Raw genomic sequence first — 15,900 nt, 5'->3', positions numbered from 1 at the left:
ACTGGCCACAACGGCGAATGGCCGCACCCGCCCGGCGGGATCATGCTGGTGGCATGACGAGACTGCGCACCGAGGTCCCCGGTCCGCGCTCCCGGGAGCTGGGCGAGCGCCGGAGGGGCGCCGTGGCGGCCGGCGTGGGGTCGACGCTGCCGGTGTTCGTCGACCACGCCGAACCGGGCCTGCTGGTCGACGTGGACGGCAACCGGTTGATCGACCTGGCGTCGGGCATCGCGGTGACCGGCGTCGGCAACCCCGCGCCGCGCGTCGCGGCGGCCGTGCACGAGCAGGTGGACCGGTTCACGCACACGTGCTTCATGGTCACGCCCTACGAGGGGTACGTGGAGGTGTGCGAGCGGCTGGCGGAGCTGACGCCGGGCACGCACGAGAAGCGGTCCGTGCTGCTCAACTCGGGCGCGGAGGCCGTGGAGAACGCGGTCAAGATCGCCCGGCACGCGACCGGCCGGCCGGGGGTCGTGGTGTTCGACCACGCCTACCACGGCCGCACGAACCTGACGATGGCGCTGACCGCCAAGGAGATGCCCTACAAGCACGGCTTCGGGCCGTTCGCGCCCGGCGTCCAGCGGGTGCCCGGCTCCTACCCGCTGCACGACGGCCTGTCCGGTCCGGAGGCCGCGCGGCGGGCCGCCGCGGCGGTGGAGCGGCCGGACGAGGTGGCGTGCGTGGTGGTCGAGCCGATCCAGGGCGAGGGCGGGTTCGTGGTGCCCGCGCCGGGGTTCCTGGGCGAGCTGGCCGCGTGGTGCCGCGAGCACGGCGTGCTGCTGGTGGCCGACGAGGTCCAGACCGGGTTCTGCCGCACCGGCTCGTGGTTCGCGTGCGACCACGAGGGCGTGGTGCCGGACCTGGTGGTCACCGCGAAGGGCATCGCGGGCGGCCTGCCGCTGTCCGCCGTCACGGGCCGCGCCGAGGTGGTGGACGCGGTGCACGTCGGCGGGCTCGGCGGCACCTACGGCGGCAACCCGATCGCCTGCGCCGCCGCCCTGGGCGCGATCGACACCATGCGCGAGCTGGACCTCAACGCCGCCGCGCGCCGGGTCGAGGCGGCGGTCCTCCCCCGCCTGCGCGCCCTGCCGGGCGTGGTCGAGGCGCGCGGCCGGGGCGCGATGCTGGCGGTGGAGCTGGGCACCGCGCGGGACGCCGCCCGGGTCGCGGCGCACTGCCACGCGGCGGGCGTCGTCGTGCTGACCTGCGGCACGCGCGGGAACGTGCTGCGCCTGCTGCCCCCGTTGACCATCCCGGACGACCTGCTGGCCGAGGGCCTGGACGTGATCGAAGGAGCGATGCAGCGGTGACGACGCCGTACTGGGTTGCCGGTTCCCCCGCCGAGGGCGGGGACCGGGTCGAGGTCCGCACGCCGCACGACGGCGCCCTCGCGGGCGTGACGTCGAACGCGTCGGCGGCGGACGTGGAGCGGGCCGTGGCCGCCGCGCACGCCGCGGCGGGCGGGTTCGCCGCCTTGCCCGCGCACGCGCGCGCCGCCGCGCTGGACCACGTGTCGCGGCGGCTGGCCGAGCGGGCGGACGAGGTGGCGTCGCTGATCACCGCCGAGTCCGGCAAGCCGGTGAAGTGGTCGCGCGTCGAGGTGGCGCGGGCGGTGTCGACGTTCCGGTGGGCGGCGGAGGAGGCGCGGCGGTTCTCCGGCGAGCTGCAGCGGCTCGACACCGACCCGGCGGCGAACGGCAGGCTGGCGCTGGTCCGGCGCGCACCGCGCGGGCCGGTGCTGGGCATCGCGCCGTTCAACTTCCCGCTGAACCTGGTGGCGCACAAGGTCGCGCCCGCCCTCGCCGTGGGCGCGCCGATCGTCGTGAAGCCCGCGCCCACGACCCCCCTGGTGGCCCTGCTGCTGGGGTCGCTGCTGGCGGAGACCGACCTGCCGGCGGGCTCGTGGTCGGTGCTGCCGCTGCGCAACGAGGACGCGGGCCGCCTCGCCGAGGACCCGCGCCTGCCTGTGGTGTCGTTCACCGGCTCGGGCCCGGTCGGCTACTCGATCCTCGACCGCGTGCCGCGCAAGCACGTCGTGCTGGAGCTGGGCGGCAACGCGGCGGCGGTCGTCTGCCCGGACTGGGACGACCTCGACTTCGCCGCGTCGCGGATCGCGTCGTTCTCGATGTACCAGGGCGGGCAGTCGTGCATCTCCGTGCAGCGGGTGTACGCGCACGCCGACGTGTACGGGGCGCTGGAGGAGGCCGTGGTGGCGCACGTGCGGCGGCTGGGCACCGGCGCGCCCACCGACCCGTCCACCGACGTCGGCCCGCTGATCACCGAGGCGGCGGCCGAGCGGGTGGAGTCCTGGGTGGCCGAGGCGGTGGCGGCCGGCGCGCGCGTGCTCACCGGCGGCACCCGCGACGGGGCCTCCTACGCCCCCACCGTGCTCGCCGACGTGCCCGCGGGCTGCCGCGTCGTGGACGAGGAGGTCTTCGGCCCGGTGGTCTTGCTGGAGCGGGTGGCCGACGTCGACGAGGCGTTCGACCGCGTCAACGCCTCCCGCTTCGGCCTCCAGGCCGGTGTGTTCACCCACGACGTCCGCCTGGCCTTCCGCGCCTCCGCGCGCTTGGCCGTGGGCGGCGTGATCGTGGGCGACGTGCCGTCGTTCCGGGCGGACCAGATGCCGTACGGCGGCGTGAAGGAGTCGGGCACCGGCCGCGAGGGCGTGCGCGCGGCGATGGACGACCTGACCGAGCAGCGCGTCCTGGTGCTGACCGGCCTGGAGCTCTGACCGACCGGTCACCCCGCCGCTCCGCCGATCGGGTCACGCGATCGGCGGAGCGGTTTTCGCTGTGCCGTACCACGAACCCTGTGATCTGTGTCACCCAATAAAAGCGCGCGGCCGTGACGGACGGTCACCCGCGCCCGACTGTCACCCGAACCGCTCATCCCCCGCTGTCACGTCCGGAGGCTCGACCGGACCAGCGGCGACGTTCCGTCACAACGGTTTCCGCACGAGCACGGGTCGATTGGACATCTCCACTAGGTTATTCCCATCTCGTGACGCATATGGGCGCATATGGGATGCATATGTATCGAACGAACACGGTGTTGACGCGCGCTTCGGGCAACCGGTGTTACGACTGCACGAGGTAAGCCGAAAACCCTAACGTGGAGCGCGAACCGGGGCCATGCTGACAGGGGGCCGACCTGCGCACAGAACGCTCGAACGGGGGACCACCGATGGTCCACGCGGACGACAACGGCGGCCGGGGCCTGCTCATTCCCCTGGTCGACGCGCTGAGTCGCGTTCCCGTGCTGGCCGACCGCGCCAGCCGCAATCTCGTCATCCGCATGGTGTCCGCAGAACTGCGGGAGACGCTGCTGGTCGAGGAGCACCCGACGGCCACCGGGCACCTGTTCAGCCTGGCCGAGGTGTGCCAGCAGAGCCCCGAACGGCTGGCCGCCCTCGTGCGGGTCGTGACGAAGTTCGAGGCCGATTCGCACGCGATGACCGAATTGCGCCGGATCATCGCCGAACTCACCCCGCTGGACCTGTTCCCGACCTCTGAACGGGCGAGGTTGTTCACGTTGCTCTCCGGGGTCGTCGTGCCCGACATAGCCGACATCTACCGCGCGGTCGCCGGCCCGACCGCGCCCGGCCTGTTCGGACCCACCACCTATTTCGAGGTCTTCCGCGTTCTGGAAACGCTCAATGCCCGCCCGGATGGAATACCGAGGCCATTGGTCTTCGTCGAACACCTCGCGGCGAAGGTGCGCACCGAACTCGCCATCGAGCTGCACCGCTGGAACGAGGCGCAGGCCGAGCGGATGGACCGGCTCGACGAACTGCTCCTGATCCGCCGGGGCCTGCGACCGGACGTCGCCGAACCGCTCACCCCTCCCGTCGGCGCGCCCGCGTACCTGGTGGTGCGGATAGGCCGCGAGGGCCCGACCGGCGACCGCTACCGGGTGTCGCACTGGCGGCAGCTCGGCGAGCCGCAGGAGTGGTCACCGCTGCACGGCGAGGACGTCGTCGGCACGCTGGACAGGGTCAAGCAGGCCGTCGCCGCGCTGGTCGAGAAGGTCGAGGACGACTGGGCGCAGTACGGCCCGGACATCCGGATCGAGTTCGTCCTGGACTACGAGAACCTCAACCTCGACGTGGACCAGTGGCCGTGGGAGAACGACCCCTTCCTGGCCCAGCCGATGGGCTGCCGCTACCCGGTGGTGGTGCGCAGCCTGGAGCGGATGACGACGCGGCGCTACCACCGGGAGTGGCGGCAGCGCTGGGACGAGCTGGCCCGCCAACTGGCGGGGGCGCGGACCCTCGACCGGGCCGCGACGTGCCGGGCGCAGTCGGGCGCCGAAGCGGGGCTGCGCGCGTTGCAGACGCGGTTCAACCGGGAACGCGGGTTGGTGTCGCTGGTGCTGTCCGCGCCGCCGCGCACCGGGGCGACCGGGCGCGACGAGGTGGCGGTCGGGGTCAAGGCGGGGGTGCCGCTGATCCTGTGGCACCGCGACGACTGCGGTTCGGCCGAGTTCGCCGACCTGGTCGAGTCGCTGCTGCACGACCAGGACGAGGACCACCTGCTCGAACGGGTCCGGTTGGCCCGGACCACGGCGTACGCGGAAGGCCCCGCGCGGCGCCACGTCGGCCAGGCGCTGACGGTGCTCTACGACGACCCCCGGCGGCTCGTCGTGCCCAGCAGCCCGGGGCCCCCGGAGGGGGTTGCGGTATGAGCCAGGCACACGTCGGGGGTCCCGTCTACCGCGGCACGGGCGAGGTCGCGCGGACCCCGGTCACCGACCTGCCCCCACCGCCGCCGTGGCGCACGTTCACCGGCACGGGCACCGCCTCGCGGCCCGACGACGACGGCGGCGAGGGCGACCGCCGCGTCGGCGCCGTGCGCAGCGTCCCCCGCACGCCGCAGCCCGACGAGGTGGCGATGGTCAACGCCGCGATCCGCCTGCGCCGGCCCCTGCTCGTGACCGGCGCGCCGGGCACCGGCAAGTCCTCCCTGGCCTACCTGGTCGCCCGGGAGCTGGGGTTGGGCCCGGTGCTGCGCTGGGCGGTGACCAGCAGGACCACGCTCAAGGACGGCCTGTACCTCTACGACGCCATCGGCCGCGTGCAGGCGGTGGGCTCGGGCGACCCGGACTCCGGCATCGGCGACTACGTCCACCTCGGCGCGCTGGGCACCGCGCTGCTGCCGCACGACCTGCCGCGCGTGCTGCTGATCGACGAGCTGGACAAGGGCGACATCGACCTCCCGAACGACCTGCTCAACGTCTTCGAGGAGGGCGAGTACGAGATCCCGGAACTCGTCCGCCACGCCAAGCACGAGGCCGAGGTGGAGGTGCTCACCGCCGACCGCGGCCACACCGCCACCGTGCACCACGGGCTGGTCCGCTGCCGCGAGTTCCCCGTCGTGATCATCACCAGCAACGGCGAGCGCGAGTTCCCGCCCGCCTTCCTGCGCCGCTGCCTGCGGCTGCACGTCACGCAGCCCGGCCGCGAACAGCTCGGCCAGATGGTCGCCGTGCACTTCGGCGACGCCCACGGCGTGGACCTCGGCCGGCTCATCGGCGACTTCCTGCACCACCGCGACGACGTCGGCACCGTGTCCGCCGACCAGCTCCTCAACGCCGTGCACCTCGCGACCTCCGGCGCCTACCAGCAGGACGAGGAGTGGACCGAACTGCTCAAGGCCATCTGGCACCCCCTGTCGGCGGAGGCCGGATGACCGGACCGCGCGACGGGACACCGGTGCGCGAGGTGCTGCTCCAGCACCTCGACGCCACCGACGGCCGCGTCGAGGAGCTGCGCACCGCGGACCTCACCCTGCGCGAGGTCCGCGACTCGCTGTGGCTCGCCCGCACCACCCCCGCGCCGCCACGACCCCCGACGCACGACGCACGACCGGTCCCGTCACCGCCGGACCGCCCCGACGAGCCGACCACCGGGCCGCTCGAACCGCCCGAGGACCCCGGCGAACCGCCCGCCCGCGAACCGGTCGCCGCCGCGCCCGGACCCGACCCCGACCGCACCGGCCTGCAGCGCTGGACGCCCACGCCGACCACGATGGCCCGCGCCGACCCGGTCATCACCCTCGACGGCGCGGTCAGCGCCGTCTCCGCCTGGCCCACCGTCCCGGCCCTGGCCGAACGCCGCGGGATCAGCCGCGCCCTGCGCCCGCTGACCCGCCGCCGCACCTCCCCCCGCGTGCGGGTCCTCGACGAGGAAGCCACCGCCGTGCGCGCCGCCCAGGACCACCTCTGGCTGCCCGAGTGGCGCGACGCCCCGTGGCGGCGCTTCGAGGTCGCCCTCGTCGTGGACACCACCGTCGCCGCCGAGATCTGGCGGCAGACCGTGCACGAGTTCCGCGACCTGCTCGAACGCCAGGGCTTCCGCGACGTGCGCACCTACGAGCTCGACTCCACCGGCCCCGACCCCGAGCACGTCACGCTGTGCTCCGAGGGCGGCACCACCCACGCCTGGCCCTACCTCGTCGACCCCGCGGGGAACCGCATCGTCCTGGTGCTGACCGACACCGTCGGCCGCGCCTGGCACAGCGGCGCGGTCGGCCACGTCCTGCACCACTGGGGCCGGCACGTGCCCGTGGCCGTGGTGCAGACCCTCGCGCAGCGCCTCTGGTCCTGGGGCGGCCTGCCCACCCGCCGCATGAAGCTGTCCGCGCCCGCGCCCGGCGCGCCGAACCACCGGCTGCGCGTCGCCGGCGCGGACACCCCGGCCACCCCCGTGCCCGTCCTCGGCCTGTCCGCCGAGTGGATGACCCAGTGGGCCAGGCTGATGACGGCCCCCGGCGCCGAGTGGGTCGAGACCACGGCGGCCCTCGTCGTGCCCCGCACCGAACCCGCCCCCGAACCCGAGGCCGAGGAACCGCTCCCCGCCGCCGAACGCGTACTGCGCTTCCGCACCTACGCCTCCGTCGACGGCTTCCACCTCGCCGGCCTCCTCGCCGCCACCCCGCTGAACCCGCGGCTCATGGGCCTGGTGCAGCGCGTGCTGCTGCCGGGCTCCGACCTGTCCGCGATGGCCGAGGTCATGCTCGGCGGCCTGATGACGCGCCTGCCCGGCGTGGACGGCGACACCGACGCCGTCGCCTACGACTTCGACGCCGGCGTGCGCGAGGAGCTGCTGTCCACCTCGCGCCGCTCCGACACCGCCCGCGTCGCCCGCGTGCTCGACCAGTACGCCGGCGACGGCAACGAGGCCCTGCGCAACTACCGCCTCGCGCTCGACGAGCCCGACTCGACCGAGGCCCTCGCCCCGTCGGCGGAGAACCTCCCCTACCTCAAGGTCCAGGAAGCGGTGTTCCGCGCGCTCTCCGGGCCGTACTCCCGCAGGTCGCGGCGCATCGCCGCCGCGATCGGACTGGACCGCCGGCGCTCGGCCGGCGACGCGGACGACCACCCCCCATCCAGTGCGGAGCACCACTTGACCAGTACGAAAACCCAGCCCGCCCACACGGCTGGGTCGCAGCCGTTCGAAGGAGAAGACATGACCTCTCCCGGAACGTCGTCGTTCACCGGCGATCGGCTGCCCGGCGGCACACAGCCGCAGGTGTGGGGTCACGTCCCGCTGCGCAACCCCGACTTCGTCGGTCGCGGCGAGCTGCTCGAACAACTGCGGTTGCGGCTGAGCGAGGCGGGCCCGACCGCGGTGCTGCCGGAGGCGCTGCACGGCATGGGCGGCGTCGGCAAGTCCCAGACCGTCGTCGAGTACATCCACCGGCACGCCGGCGAGTACGACGTCGTGTGGTGGATCTCCGCGGAGCGGGACGCCCAGATCAAGGCGAACTTCGTGGAGCTGGCCAACCGGCTCGGTGTCGCCGCGTCCGGGGCCGCGGACACCGCGGTGCCCGCCGTGATGGAGGCGCTGCGCCTGGGCCAGCCGTTCGGCAGGTGGATGCTGGTCTTCGACAACGCGGACCGCCCGCAGGACGTCCGGCGCTACTTCCCCGCCGGCAACGGCCACATCATCGTCACGTCCCGCAACTCCGACTGGGCCGGGTTCGCCCGACCGGTCGAGGTGGACCTGTTCACCCGCGAGGAGAGCGTCGAACTCCTGCACCGCCGGGGCGGCGACCTGGACGACGCCGAGGCGGACGCCCTCGCCGAGGCCCTGGGCGACCTCCCGTTGGCCGTGGAGCAGGCCGCCGCGTGGCGCGCGCAGACCGGCATGCAGGTGTCGGAGTACCTGGAGCTGCTGTCCCAGAACCGCACCGAGCTGCTGGAGTCGGGCACCTCCAGCGAGGACCAGCTCCCGGTGGCGGCGGCGTGGAACGTCCCGCTCAACCGCCTCAAGCACGACCACCGCGCCGCCCTGGAACTGCTCCAGGTGTGCGCGTTCTTCGGCCCGGAGCCCATCTCGCAGCAGCTCTTCCGCGGCGTGCGCGACGCACCGGTGCCCGAGTCGCTCGGCGACGCGCTGCGCGACCCGATCAAGCTCAGCCGGGCCGTGCGCGAGATCAGCCGGTACAGCCTCGCGAAGATCGACCACCGCGCCAACGCCCTGCAACTGCACCGGTTGGTGCAGACCGTGCTCAAGAACCAGCTCGACGAGACCGGGCAGGACGAGATGCGGCACGCCGTGCACGTGCTGCTGGTCAACGGCGACCCCGTCGACCCGGACTCGACCGCGAACTGGCCGCGCTACGCCGAACTCCTGCCGCACGCGATCGTGTCGCGCGCGGTCGACTGCCCCGACCGCTGGGTGCGCGGCCTGGTCACCAACCTCGTCCGCTACCTGCTCAACGCGGGCGACTTCGACGGCGCGCGGGAACTGGCGTCGCAGGCCATGGAGTCCTGGCGCGAGTCGTTGGGCGAGCGGGAGTTCGACACGCTGGAGATCACCCGGCGCTACGGCATCTCCCTGCGCAGGCTGGGGCGCCTCACCGAGGCCCAGCAGCTCAACGAGCGCACGCACCAGCTGTTCCGCGAGGTGGTCGGCGACGACCACGAGAGCATGCTGAACATGCTCGACACCATCGCCCTCGACCGGCGCGCGCAGGGCTACTTCGCCGAGGAACTGGACATGCGCCAACAGGTCTACGACCGCGCGGTGCGCATCCTCGGCGTGGACGACCCCACCACGTTGACCTACGCCAACAACCTGGCCAGCTCGTTCCGCCTCATGGGCGACTACGCGCGGGCGCTGGAGATCGACGAGCTGACCCTGGGCCGCCGGGCCCAGGTCCTCGGGCAGGACCACTCCCTCACCCTGGCCAGCCGCAACAGCGTCTACATGGACATGCGCGAACTGGGGCGCTACGTCGACGCGGCGAAGCTCCAGGACGAGGCGCTGGTGGTCCAGCGCGAGCTGTTCGGGGACGACCACCCGCGGGTCATCGGCGCGAACCGCAGCCTGTCGGTCGCCCTGCGGAAAGCGGGTGAGCACGAACGGGCGAAGGCGCTCTCCGAGGACTGCATGGTCCGGTACCGGCGCCGGCACGGCGAAGACCACGAGGACACGATCACGGCGCGGATGAACCTCGCCATGGACCTGCGGCACCTGGACGACCTGGACGGCGCGCTGACCCAGGCGACGCGGAGCTACGAGCGCTTCAAGCGGGTCATGGGCGAGAGCCACCCGTTCACCCTCGTCGCCGGGATGAACCTGGCCGTGACGCTGCGCCTGCTCGGTGAGGTCGGCGAGGCGCTCGACCTCGACCGCGACGTGCACGCCAAGCTGGCCGGGGTGTTCGACACCGACCACCCCTTCACCCTCGTGGCGGCCACGAACCTGGCCAGCGACCTGGCCGCGACCGGCGACCACGCCGGTGCCAGGAAGATGGACGAGGACACGCTGGAGCGGTCGACCCGCGTCCTGGGCGCCGAGCACCCGTCGACCCTGGCGGTGGCGCTGAACCTGGCGATCGACCTGGCCGAGCTGGGCGAGGAGAACGAGTCGGCGGTGCTGCACGCCCGCACGGTCACGTCGTTCCGCAAGGTCCTCGGCGACGAGCACCCGGCGACGGTCGCGGCCACCCAGTACGTGCGGGCCAACTGCGACGCGGACACGATGCAGTTCTGACCCACCGGTCACCTGGTGGCCCGGTCGAACCAGCCCACCAGGTCCACCGGCGGTGGCGGTGCGCCCGTGCGCGCCGCCACGCCCCGGTGGACGGCCCGGACGAGTTCCGGGGCGCGGCGCAGGGTCGGGGAACCGAGGGAGAGGCCCAGGCCGGCCCAGGCCGCGACGTCGTGCGGTGCCGCGTCGAGCCGCGCGCCCCACCCGTCGACCGCCGCCGCGCGGTCACCGCGCAGGTGGGCGAACTCCGGCCCGCCCCCCGGCCGCAGGCGGTCGTACTCGTCCGGGTCGAGCGCGCGCAGCCTGAGCAGCGCCGCGAGCAGCGAGTCGCCGGAGGCGGTCGAGGGCACGACCTCGCCGCGGCCGGCCGCGCCGCGCGCCGGCCGTCGTCCCAGCCAGGCGTCGACGGCGTCCTCGACCTCGTCGCCGTCCGGGCGCACGTGCCGCAGGCGCCAGGTCGTGGCGTGCTCGGCGGTGAGGTCGGCGACGGCCGCCACCAGGTCCGGCGGCAGGTCGCCCGGTTCGCACGCCGCCAGGCGCACGGAGACCGCGGCGACGAACCGCCGGCCCAGGTCGGTGAGCTCGACCGCACCGCGCAGCCCGGCGATCGCCGCACCGACCTGGTGGGCGCGCAGGGCGAGGCCGAACTCGGCCCGGCGGGTCGGTGACGCGGGTGCCCGGCCGCGCTGCACGTGCCAGAACTCGACGACGCTGACGAACGCGTAGACGCCGTGCAGGAGGCCGTCCACGGGCCGCGGGTCGTCCCGCCACGGCGCGTAGAACCTCGGCCACGCGTCCTCCTCGTGCAGGCGCACGAGGTCGAGCAGGGCGTTGACCTTGGAGTGCTGGAGCTCGTGCACGAGCGCTTCGCCGAACTCCGTCGCGGACCGCTTCGGCGACATGGCGACGGCGCCGAACGCCGCGGCCGAGGAGGCGGCGAAGACGTCCCGGCCGGCGGGGAGCGGGACCACCGCCGACAGCCCCGCGGACAGCTCCTCCGCCGCCTCGGGGTGCTGCGCGGTCAGCAGGTCCCACGCCTCGCCGAGCAGCTTGCGCCACTCGGCCCACTCGACCTCGTCCAGCGGGTCCGGCGGCACCGGGCTCGTGAACTCGCGGTACGGGTCGAGGTCGTCCACCACCACCTCGACCGCCCGGCCGCGCGCGGTGGCCCGGTGGCGCTTGACCGGTTCCCGGCGCACCGGCGCGGGCCGGCCCGCCACCTCGACCTCCACGCCCCCGGCCGCGGAGCGCAGCGTCGCGTGCCCCACCGGGAAGCGGTTCGGCAGCACGTACGCCCCCAGCGACGGCAGGGTCACCGCCCCGTGCACGACGGGCACGACGAGTTCGCACGCGAGCCCGGCCCGAACGGCCGCGGCGGCGACGACGGAGTGGAACCACCCCACCTCCGACCACAGCGGCGTGGCGTCGGCGACCGTGCCCAGCGCCTGGCGCAGGGCGCGGCTGAGCCACACCCCGACCGACGGGTGCATCAGCACGTCCTCGACGGCGTCCGGCGCGACCTCCTCCGCCCGCGCCAGCAGCACCCACGAGGAATCGAGGTCGGCGAACGGTCCCAGGCGGTCCTCGACGGCGGGAGCGGCGTCGAGCAACGCGCGCAACCGCAACCTGCGGACGCTGTACTGCGTTTTCCGCAAAATTGCCATTCCGGCCGCCGAGACCGAACCGGCGCAGATCTCCTCGAACACGAAACCCGGCAGCCGGTGGCCGCTCAGTCGGGTCGACCTCACACCGGTACCGGGAGCAGGTTCCCCTGCGACTGCTGCTGCACGGAATCACCCGCTCGGCCCCGGCGGAAGCGGTCCAGCGTCCGGTGAATCGCCCGGTCCAGCGCGGGGTCGTGCAGTGATCTCATCTCGGACAACGACGTCGAGGTCAGGTCCAACAACTCCGAGGACAGTTCTTCTGGTGTTTCCACCGCCATGTCGACCGCCTCCTGGTGCCCGCCCGAATCCATCATGCCCGAACGCGTACGCGTTCGGCAGCGGCCAGGCGGATATTCCCCCCACGGCCATCAGGTCCATTCCGCCGCGGGGAACGCGATGCGCGCCCCGGCGCAATGCACGGGCGTGCTCACGTGCACCACCGCGCCGCCTTCCGCCGGAGCACGGACACCGGGCCCCGCGCGCGGGTACGGTCGCCGATCATGGAGACGGTTCGGGTCACGTCGAGGGCCGGGCTGGCCGGCGCGGGGCTGCCGGCGGGACGTCCGGTGCTGGTGCTGGTCGGCGGCGCCGACGGCATGCCCACCGACGACGTGGACCTGCTGGAGCGGGTGCTGCGCGACCTCGTGCCGCTGCTGGAGGAGCACCGCGCGGTGGTGGTGGACGGCGGCACGGACGTGGGCGTGATGCGCGCCGTCGGTCGGGCTCGGGCGGCCGGGCGGGGGCGGTTCCCGTTGGTCGGGGTGATCGTCGAGGCGCTGGCCGGGGAGGCCGTGACCGAGCCGAACCACACGCACCGGGTGCTCGTGCCCGGCTCGGGCTGGGGTGACGAGGCGGCGTGGCTGGCCGAGGTGGCCGACGTGGTGGCGGGGCCGCGGCCGTCGTTGACGGTGCTCGCCAACGGCGGGGCCGTCGCGTTCGACGACGCCGAGCAGAGCCTGCTGCGCGACCGGCCCCTGGTGGTGCTGCGCGGCACGGGGCGCACGGCGGACGCCATCGCGGGCGGCGCGGACGAGCGCTCGGCGAGCGTCGCCGGGTCGCCGCTGACCACGGTGCTGGGCGCGGAGGAGCTGCGCGCGCACGTCGAAGGGGTGTTCACGGTCCGACCGGGAGGTACTGGATGACCGCGAGGGGCTTGGGGGACGAGGACCTGCCCGGCTTGTTCGAGGCGGCCGACACGGCCTCGGTGGACGGCCAGCGGCGGTACGTCCGCACCGTGCGATTACGGCTGCTGCTGGCCGTGCTGGCCGCCGCGACGGGCGCGGTGCCGCTGCTGGTCGGCCGGGTGGACGTGGCGGCGATCGGCACGGCCGTCGCGCTGGCCGCGGTGACCGTGACCGAGCTGAACCTGAAGGCCGCGCGCCCGGAGGACCGCTGGTACGACGGCCGGGCGCTGGCCGAGTCCGCGAAGAGCCTGGCCTGGAAGTACAGCGCGGGCGGCAGGCCGTTCGACCGGCTGGGCCCCCTGGACGCGCAGGCGGACGAGCGCCGGTTCATCCGGCAGGTGCACCAGCTGCTGGAGGACGCGCCGCCGACGAGCATCCGGCCGTCCCGGCGGCCCGCGGTGACGCCGGCGATGAGGGCGCTGCGCGCCGCGCCGCTGGCCGAGCGCAAGGCGGCCTACCTGAAGGCGCGGATCGTCGACCAGCAGGACTGGTACACGGCGAAGGCGGCGCGCAACGAGCGGCTGGCCGGGTGGTGGCGGGCCGGGCTGCTGGGGATCGAGGTGTTCGGCATCTGCGCGGCGCTGGCCAAGGCGGTCGGCGCGGTGACGTTCGACCTGGCGGGCGTGGTGGCGGCGGTGATCGCGGCGGGCACGGCGTGGATCAGCCTGCGGCAGCTGTCCACGCTGGCGCGCGCCTACACGTTCGCGGCGAACGAGCTGGCGATCGTGCGCGGCAGGCTGGAGCTGGTGGAGGACGAGGCGAGCTGGGCGGCGGAGGTCGCGGACGCGGAGGACGCGGTGAGCCGCGAGCACACGATGTGGCGCGCGTCCCGGACCCGCCCGGCGGGCTGACCGGCTGTCCCGCCCGGCGGGGTGACCGGGTGTCCCGCACGGCGGGGTGGCAGGGCTGCTCCCCCTCGTGCCCCGGCCCCCACCCGTTTTCGGGCGCGCGGGAACTTCACCCACCGGAGGACGGACCGGGAGCGCCCGGCCCGATCAGCCGCGGTCGCTTCTCGCGAGCGCCCCGGTCCAGGATCGCCACGTCCGAGGTTGCTCGTCCTCGTGATCCTGGAGGAACCCGACCTCCGCAGCGGTCAGCCCCGTCATCGGCGCCTCTTCCCGCGCCCCACGTCCCGGAGCCGGGTCCGGAGACCGCGAGGTCCGGGTGGACGGGACACCGGCGACAGGTCTGGACCTCTTAACGGTTGTCACCGGGCAATCACAGAGAGTATGGTCTAGACCTGCCGCCGCGTTTGGGTGAACGTCACGCTCGACCACCCAGCGCACCTCACGGGTTGGCGTTCGCCCGAGCGTCTTCGCCAAATCCGACAAGAGGAGTCCCTGACATGCCACTCCGTCGAAGGATCGCCGCGGTAGCGGCGGGCGTGCTGGCCGCCCCGCTCGTGACCGTCGCGCTGCCGAGCGCGCCCGCGTTCGCGCACGGCTACATCTCGTCGCCCGCGAGCCGCCAGGCGCAGTGCGCCCGGAACCTGGTCCCGTGCGGTGACATCAAGTGGGAGCCGCAGAGCGTGGAGGGCCCGAAGGGCCTGCGCAGCTGCAACGGCGGCGTCGCCCGGTTCGCCGAGCTGAACGACAACAACAAGGGCTGGAAGGTCGCCTCGACCGGCCGGACCGTCACGTTCAACTGGACCTTCACCGCGCGGCACGCCACGGCCAACTACGAGTACTACGTGAACGGCCAGCGGGTGGGCAACTTCAGCGGCAACAACCAGCAGCCGCCGGCCACCGTGTCGCACACGGTGACGCTGCCCTCGTCGGGTCGCCAGACGGTGCTCGCCATCTGGAACATCAGCGACACGTCCAACGCGTTCTACTCCTGCGTCGACGTGAACGCGGGCTGACCGCGGGTCCGGGTCGCGCCGTCGCGGCGGCGCGGCCCGGCACCCCGCCGCACCACCACCGGCCCCGCTGACGGGGCTCCGGGGACCGTGGCGCACGAGACAGGATTTTCCGTTGCACGCCACCGCGCACCTCGCATAAGTTCGAGGTACACGAGGAAGGAGGTGGTCCGAAGTTGCATAGCTACAGGACTCGTCGTGAGGTGGCTGTCCGCTAGGACCGGCCTTTCCCAAGGTGGTCTGGGCGAATCCCAGGCAGCCACCCGGCCCCCGTGACCCCGAGCCCAGTCCAGCTCGGCCCCGCGCTCGGCGTGGGGAAGCGGTCAGGGGGCCGTTTCACGTTTTAGCTCGTTCGTGGCAGTTGCGTCACACGAACGGGGATCAGGATGACGCGTACAGGTGGTCGTGCACGACGCGCAGGTCCGCCACGAAACCCCGGTACGCCTCGTCCCGGTCGGGGGCGCGCAGGATCGCCGACGGGTGGATGGTCGCGATCACCGCCTGCTCGCCGACGTGCTGGAGCGTGCCGCGCAGCTCGGTCACCTTCGCGGAGGGGCCCAGGACGGCCTTGGCCGCCGTCGCGCCGAGGCACACGACCAGGTCGGGCCCGATCCGCGCCAGCTCGGCCTCCAGCCACGGCAGGCAGGCCACGACCTCGCCCCGCGCGGGCGACTTGTGGATGCGCCGCTTGCCGCGCTCCTCGAACTTGAAGTGCTTGACCGCGTTGGTCAGGTAGGCGCCCTCGCGGTCCAGGCCGGTCTCGGCCAGCGCCTTGTCGAGCAGGCGACCGGCGGGGCCCACGAACGGTTCGCCCTCGCGGTCCTCGACGTCGCCGGGCTGCTCGCCGACCAGCACGAGGCGCGCGTCCTCGGGTCCCGTGCCGAACACGGTCCGCGTGGCGGGCGCGTGCAGGTGGCAGCCCTCGCAGGAGGCCGCCGCACGGCGGAGCGCCGCCAGGTCCGCGCCTTCCGGCACGAACTCGGCGGCGCTCGTGGAGTTCCTACTTGCCATTGCCGCGGAACGCGTCCTTGACCTTCTCCGCCGCCTGCTTGAGGGAGCCCTTGGCCTGCTCGGCGCGGCCCTCGGCCTGCCACTGCTCGTTGTCGGTGGCGTCGCCCACCGCGGCCTTGGCCCTCCCCTTGAGCTCCTCGGCCTTGTTGTCGAACTTCTCGTCGGCACCCATGGGCCGTGTCC

General features: G+C 73.7%; 12 protein-coding genes. 8 read left to right on the top strand and 4 right to left on the bottom strand.

What is annotated here, in order from left to right:
• Window positions 1-53 precede the first annotated feature (53 nt).
• The 5 genes from gabT (at window position 54) to fxsT (ending at window position 10,003) form a co-directional block, all read left to right on the top strand.
• Window positions 54-1,310, top strand: coding sequence for a 4-aminobutyrate--2-oxoglutarate transaminase (gabT, locus tag ACR807_RS21510; RefSeq protein WP_438923166.1), 1,257 nt, complete (start codon window positions 54-56; stop codon window positions 1,308-1,310).
• Window positions 1,307-2,734: an aldehyde dehydrogenase family protein gene (locus ACR807_RS21505; RefSeq protein WP_438923165.1), complete on the top strand. Its 1,428-nt coding sequence runs from the start codon at window positions 1,307-1,309 to the stop codon at window positions 2,732-2,734. Before gabT ends, ACR807_RS21505 begins: the two co-directional genes overlap by 4 nt.
• Before the next feature lie 452 nt (window positions 2,735-3,186).
• A complete protein-coding gene (locus tag ACR807_RS21500) occupies window positions 3,187-4,686 on the top strand; it encodes a VMAP-C domain-containing protein (RefSeq protein WP_438923164.1) in 1,500 nt (499 codons plus the stop codon).
• The gene (locus ACR807_RS21495) at window positions 4,683-5,690 is read left to right on the top strand and encodes an AAA family ATPase (RefSeq protein WP_438923163.1); all 1,008 of its coding nucleotides are present in this window, start codon (window positions 4,683-4,685) and stop codon (window positions 5,688-5,690) included. Before ACR807_RS21500 ends, ACR807_RS21495 begins: the two co-directional genes overlap by 4 nt.
• A complete protein-coding gene (gene fxsT, locus ACR807_RS21490) occupies window positions 5,687-10,003 on the top strand; it encodes an FxSxx-COOH system tetratricopeptide repeat protein (protein WP_438923162.1) in 4,317 nt (1,438 codons plus the stop codon). Before ACR807_RS21495 ends, fxsT begins: the two co-directional genes overlap by 4 nt.
• Window positions 10,004-10,011: 8 nt before the next feature.
• On the opposite strand, the gene ACR807_RS21485 is transcribed toward fxsT, so the two are convergent.
• A complete protein-coding gene (locus tag ACR807_RS21485) occupies window positions 10,012-11,748 on the bottom strand; it encodes an HEXXH motif domain-containing protein (protein WP_438923161.1) in 1,737 nt (578 codons plus the stop codon).
• Window positions 11,745-11,978, bottom strand: coding sequence for a hypothetical protein (locus ACR807_RS21480; RefSeq protein WP_438923160.1), 234 nt, complete (start codon window positions 11,976-11,978; stop codon window positions 11,745-11,747). Before ACR807_RS21480 ends, ACR807_RS21485 begins: the two co-directional genes overlap by 4 nt.
• Before the next feature lie 186 nt (window positions 11,979-12,164).
• Between ACR807_RS21480 and ACR807_RS21475 the strand changes: the two genes are divergently transcribed.
• From ACR807_RS21475 to ACR807_RS21465, 3 genes are all read left to right on the top strand, one after another.
• Window positions 12,165-12,806, top strand: a complete 642-nt coding sequence (locus tag ACR807_RS21475; RefSeq protein WP_438923159.1) for a hypothetical protein — start codon at window positions 12,165-12,167, stop codon at window positions 12,804-12,806.
• The gene (locus ACR807_RS21470) at window positions 12,803-13,699 is read left to right on the top strand and encodes a DUF4231 domain-containing protein (protein ID WP_438923158.1); all 897 of its coding nucleotides are present in this window, start codon (window positions 12,803-12,805) and stop codon (window positions 13,697-13,699) included. The genes ACR807_RS21475 and ACR807_RS21470 overlap by 4 nt, the downstream gene beginning before the upstream one ends.
• A gap of 494 nt (window positions 13,700-14,193) precedes the next feature.
• Window positions 14,194-14,709, top strand: coding sequence for a lytic polysaccharide monooxygenase auxiliary activity family 9 protein (locus tag ACR807_RS21465; protein ID WP_438923157.1), 516 nt, complete (start codon window positions 14,194-14,196; stop codon window positions 14,707-14,709).
• A gap of 378 nt (window positions 14,710-15,087) precedes the next feature.
• On the opposite strand, the gene ACR807_RS21460 is transcribed toward ACR807_RS21465, so the two are convergent.
• Together ACR807_RS21460 and ACR807_RS21455 are read right to left on the bottom strand one after the other, a co-directional pair.
• Window positions 15,088-15,717 (bottom strand): UdgX family uracil-DNA binding protein, encoded by a 630-nt coding sequence (locus ACR807_RS21460; RefSeq protein ID WP_438923156.1) that lies wholly within the window; start codon window positions 15,715-15,717, stop codon window positions 15,088-15,090.
• Window positions 15,707-15,889 carry a CsbD family protein gene (locus tag ACR807_RS21455; RefSeq protein ID WP_438923155.1) on the bottom strand — a complete coding sequence of 61 codons (183 nt, stop codon included), beginning with the start codon at window positions 15,887-15,889 and terminating at the stop codon, window positions 15,707-15,709. The genes ACR807_RS21460 and ACR807_RS21455 overlap by 11 nt, the downstream gene beginning before the upstream one ends.
• Window positions 15,890-15,900: the final 11 nt, after the last annotated feature.

Source organism: Saccharothrix sabaoui (genome assembly GCF_051756985.1).
Taxonomy (GTDB): Bacteria; Actinomycetota; Actinomycetes; order Mycobacteriales; family Pseudonocardiaceae; genus Actinosynnema.
This window is presented reverse-complemented; position numbering and strand designations above follow the sequence as displayed.

Excerpts from the sequence above, each read along its gene's own strand:
- gabT (WP_438923166.1), top strand. The coding sequence starts at position 54 with ATGACGAGACTGCGCACCGAGGTCCCCGGTCCGCGCTCCCGGGAGCTG.
- ACR807_RS21500 (WP_438923164.1), top strand. The coding sequence starts at position 3,187 with ATGGTCCACGCGGACGACAACGGCGGCCGGGGCCTGCTCATTCCCCTG.
- ACR807_RS21495 (WP_438923163.1), top strand. The coding sequence starts at position 4,683 with ATGAGCCAGGCACACGTCGGGGGTCCCGTCTACCGCGGCACGGGCGAG.
- fxsT (WP_438923162.1), top strand. The coding sequence starts at position 5,687 with ATGACCGGACCGCGCGACGGGACACCGGTGCGCGAGGTGCTGCTCCAG.
- ACR807_RS21480 (WP_438923160.1), bottom strand. The coding sequence starts at position 11,978 with ATGATGGATTCGGGCGGGCACCAGGAGGCGGTCGACATGGCGGTGGAA.
- ACR807_RS21475 (WP_438923159.1), top strand. The coding sequence starts at position 12,165 with ATGGAGACGGTTCGGGTCACGTCGAGGGCCGGGCTGGCCGGCGCGGGG.
- ACR807_RS21470 (WP_438923158.1), top strand. The coding sequence starts at position 12,803 with ATGACCGCGAGGGGCTTGGGGGACGAGGACCTGCCCGGCTTGTTCGAG.
- ACR807_RS21465 (WP_438923157.1), top strand. The coding sequence starts at position 14,194 with ATGCCACTCCGTCGAAGGATCGCCGCGGTAGCGGCGGGCGTGCTGGCC.
- ACR807_RS21460 (WP_438923156.1), bottom strand. The coding sequence starts at position 15,717 with ATGGCAAGTAGGAACTCCACGAGCGCCGCCGAGTTCGTGCCGGAAGGC.
- ACR807_RS21455 (WP_438923155.1), bottom strand. The coding sequence starts at position 15,889 with ATGGGTGCCGACGAGAAGTTCGACAACAAGGCCGAGGAGCTCAAGGGG.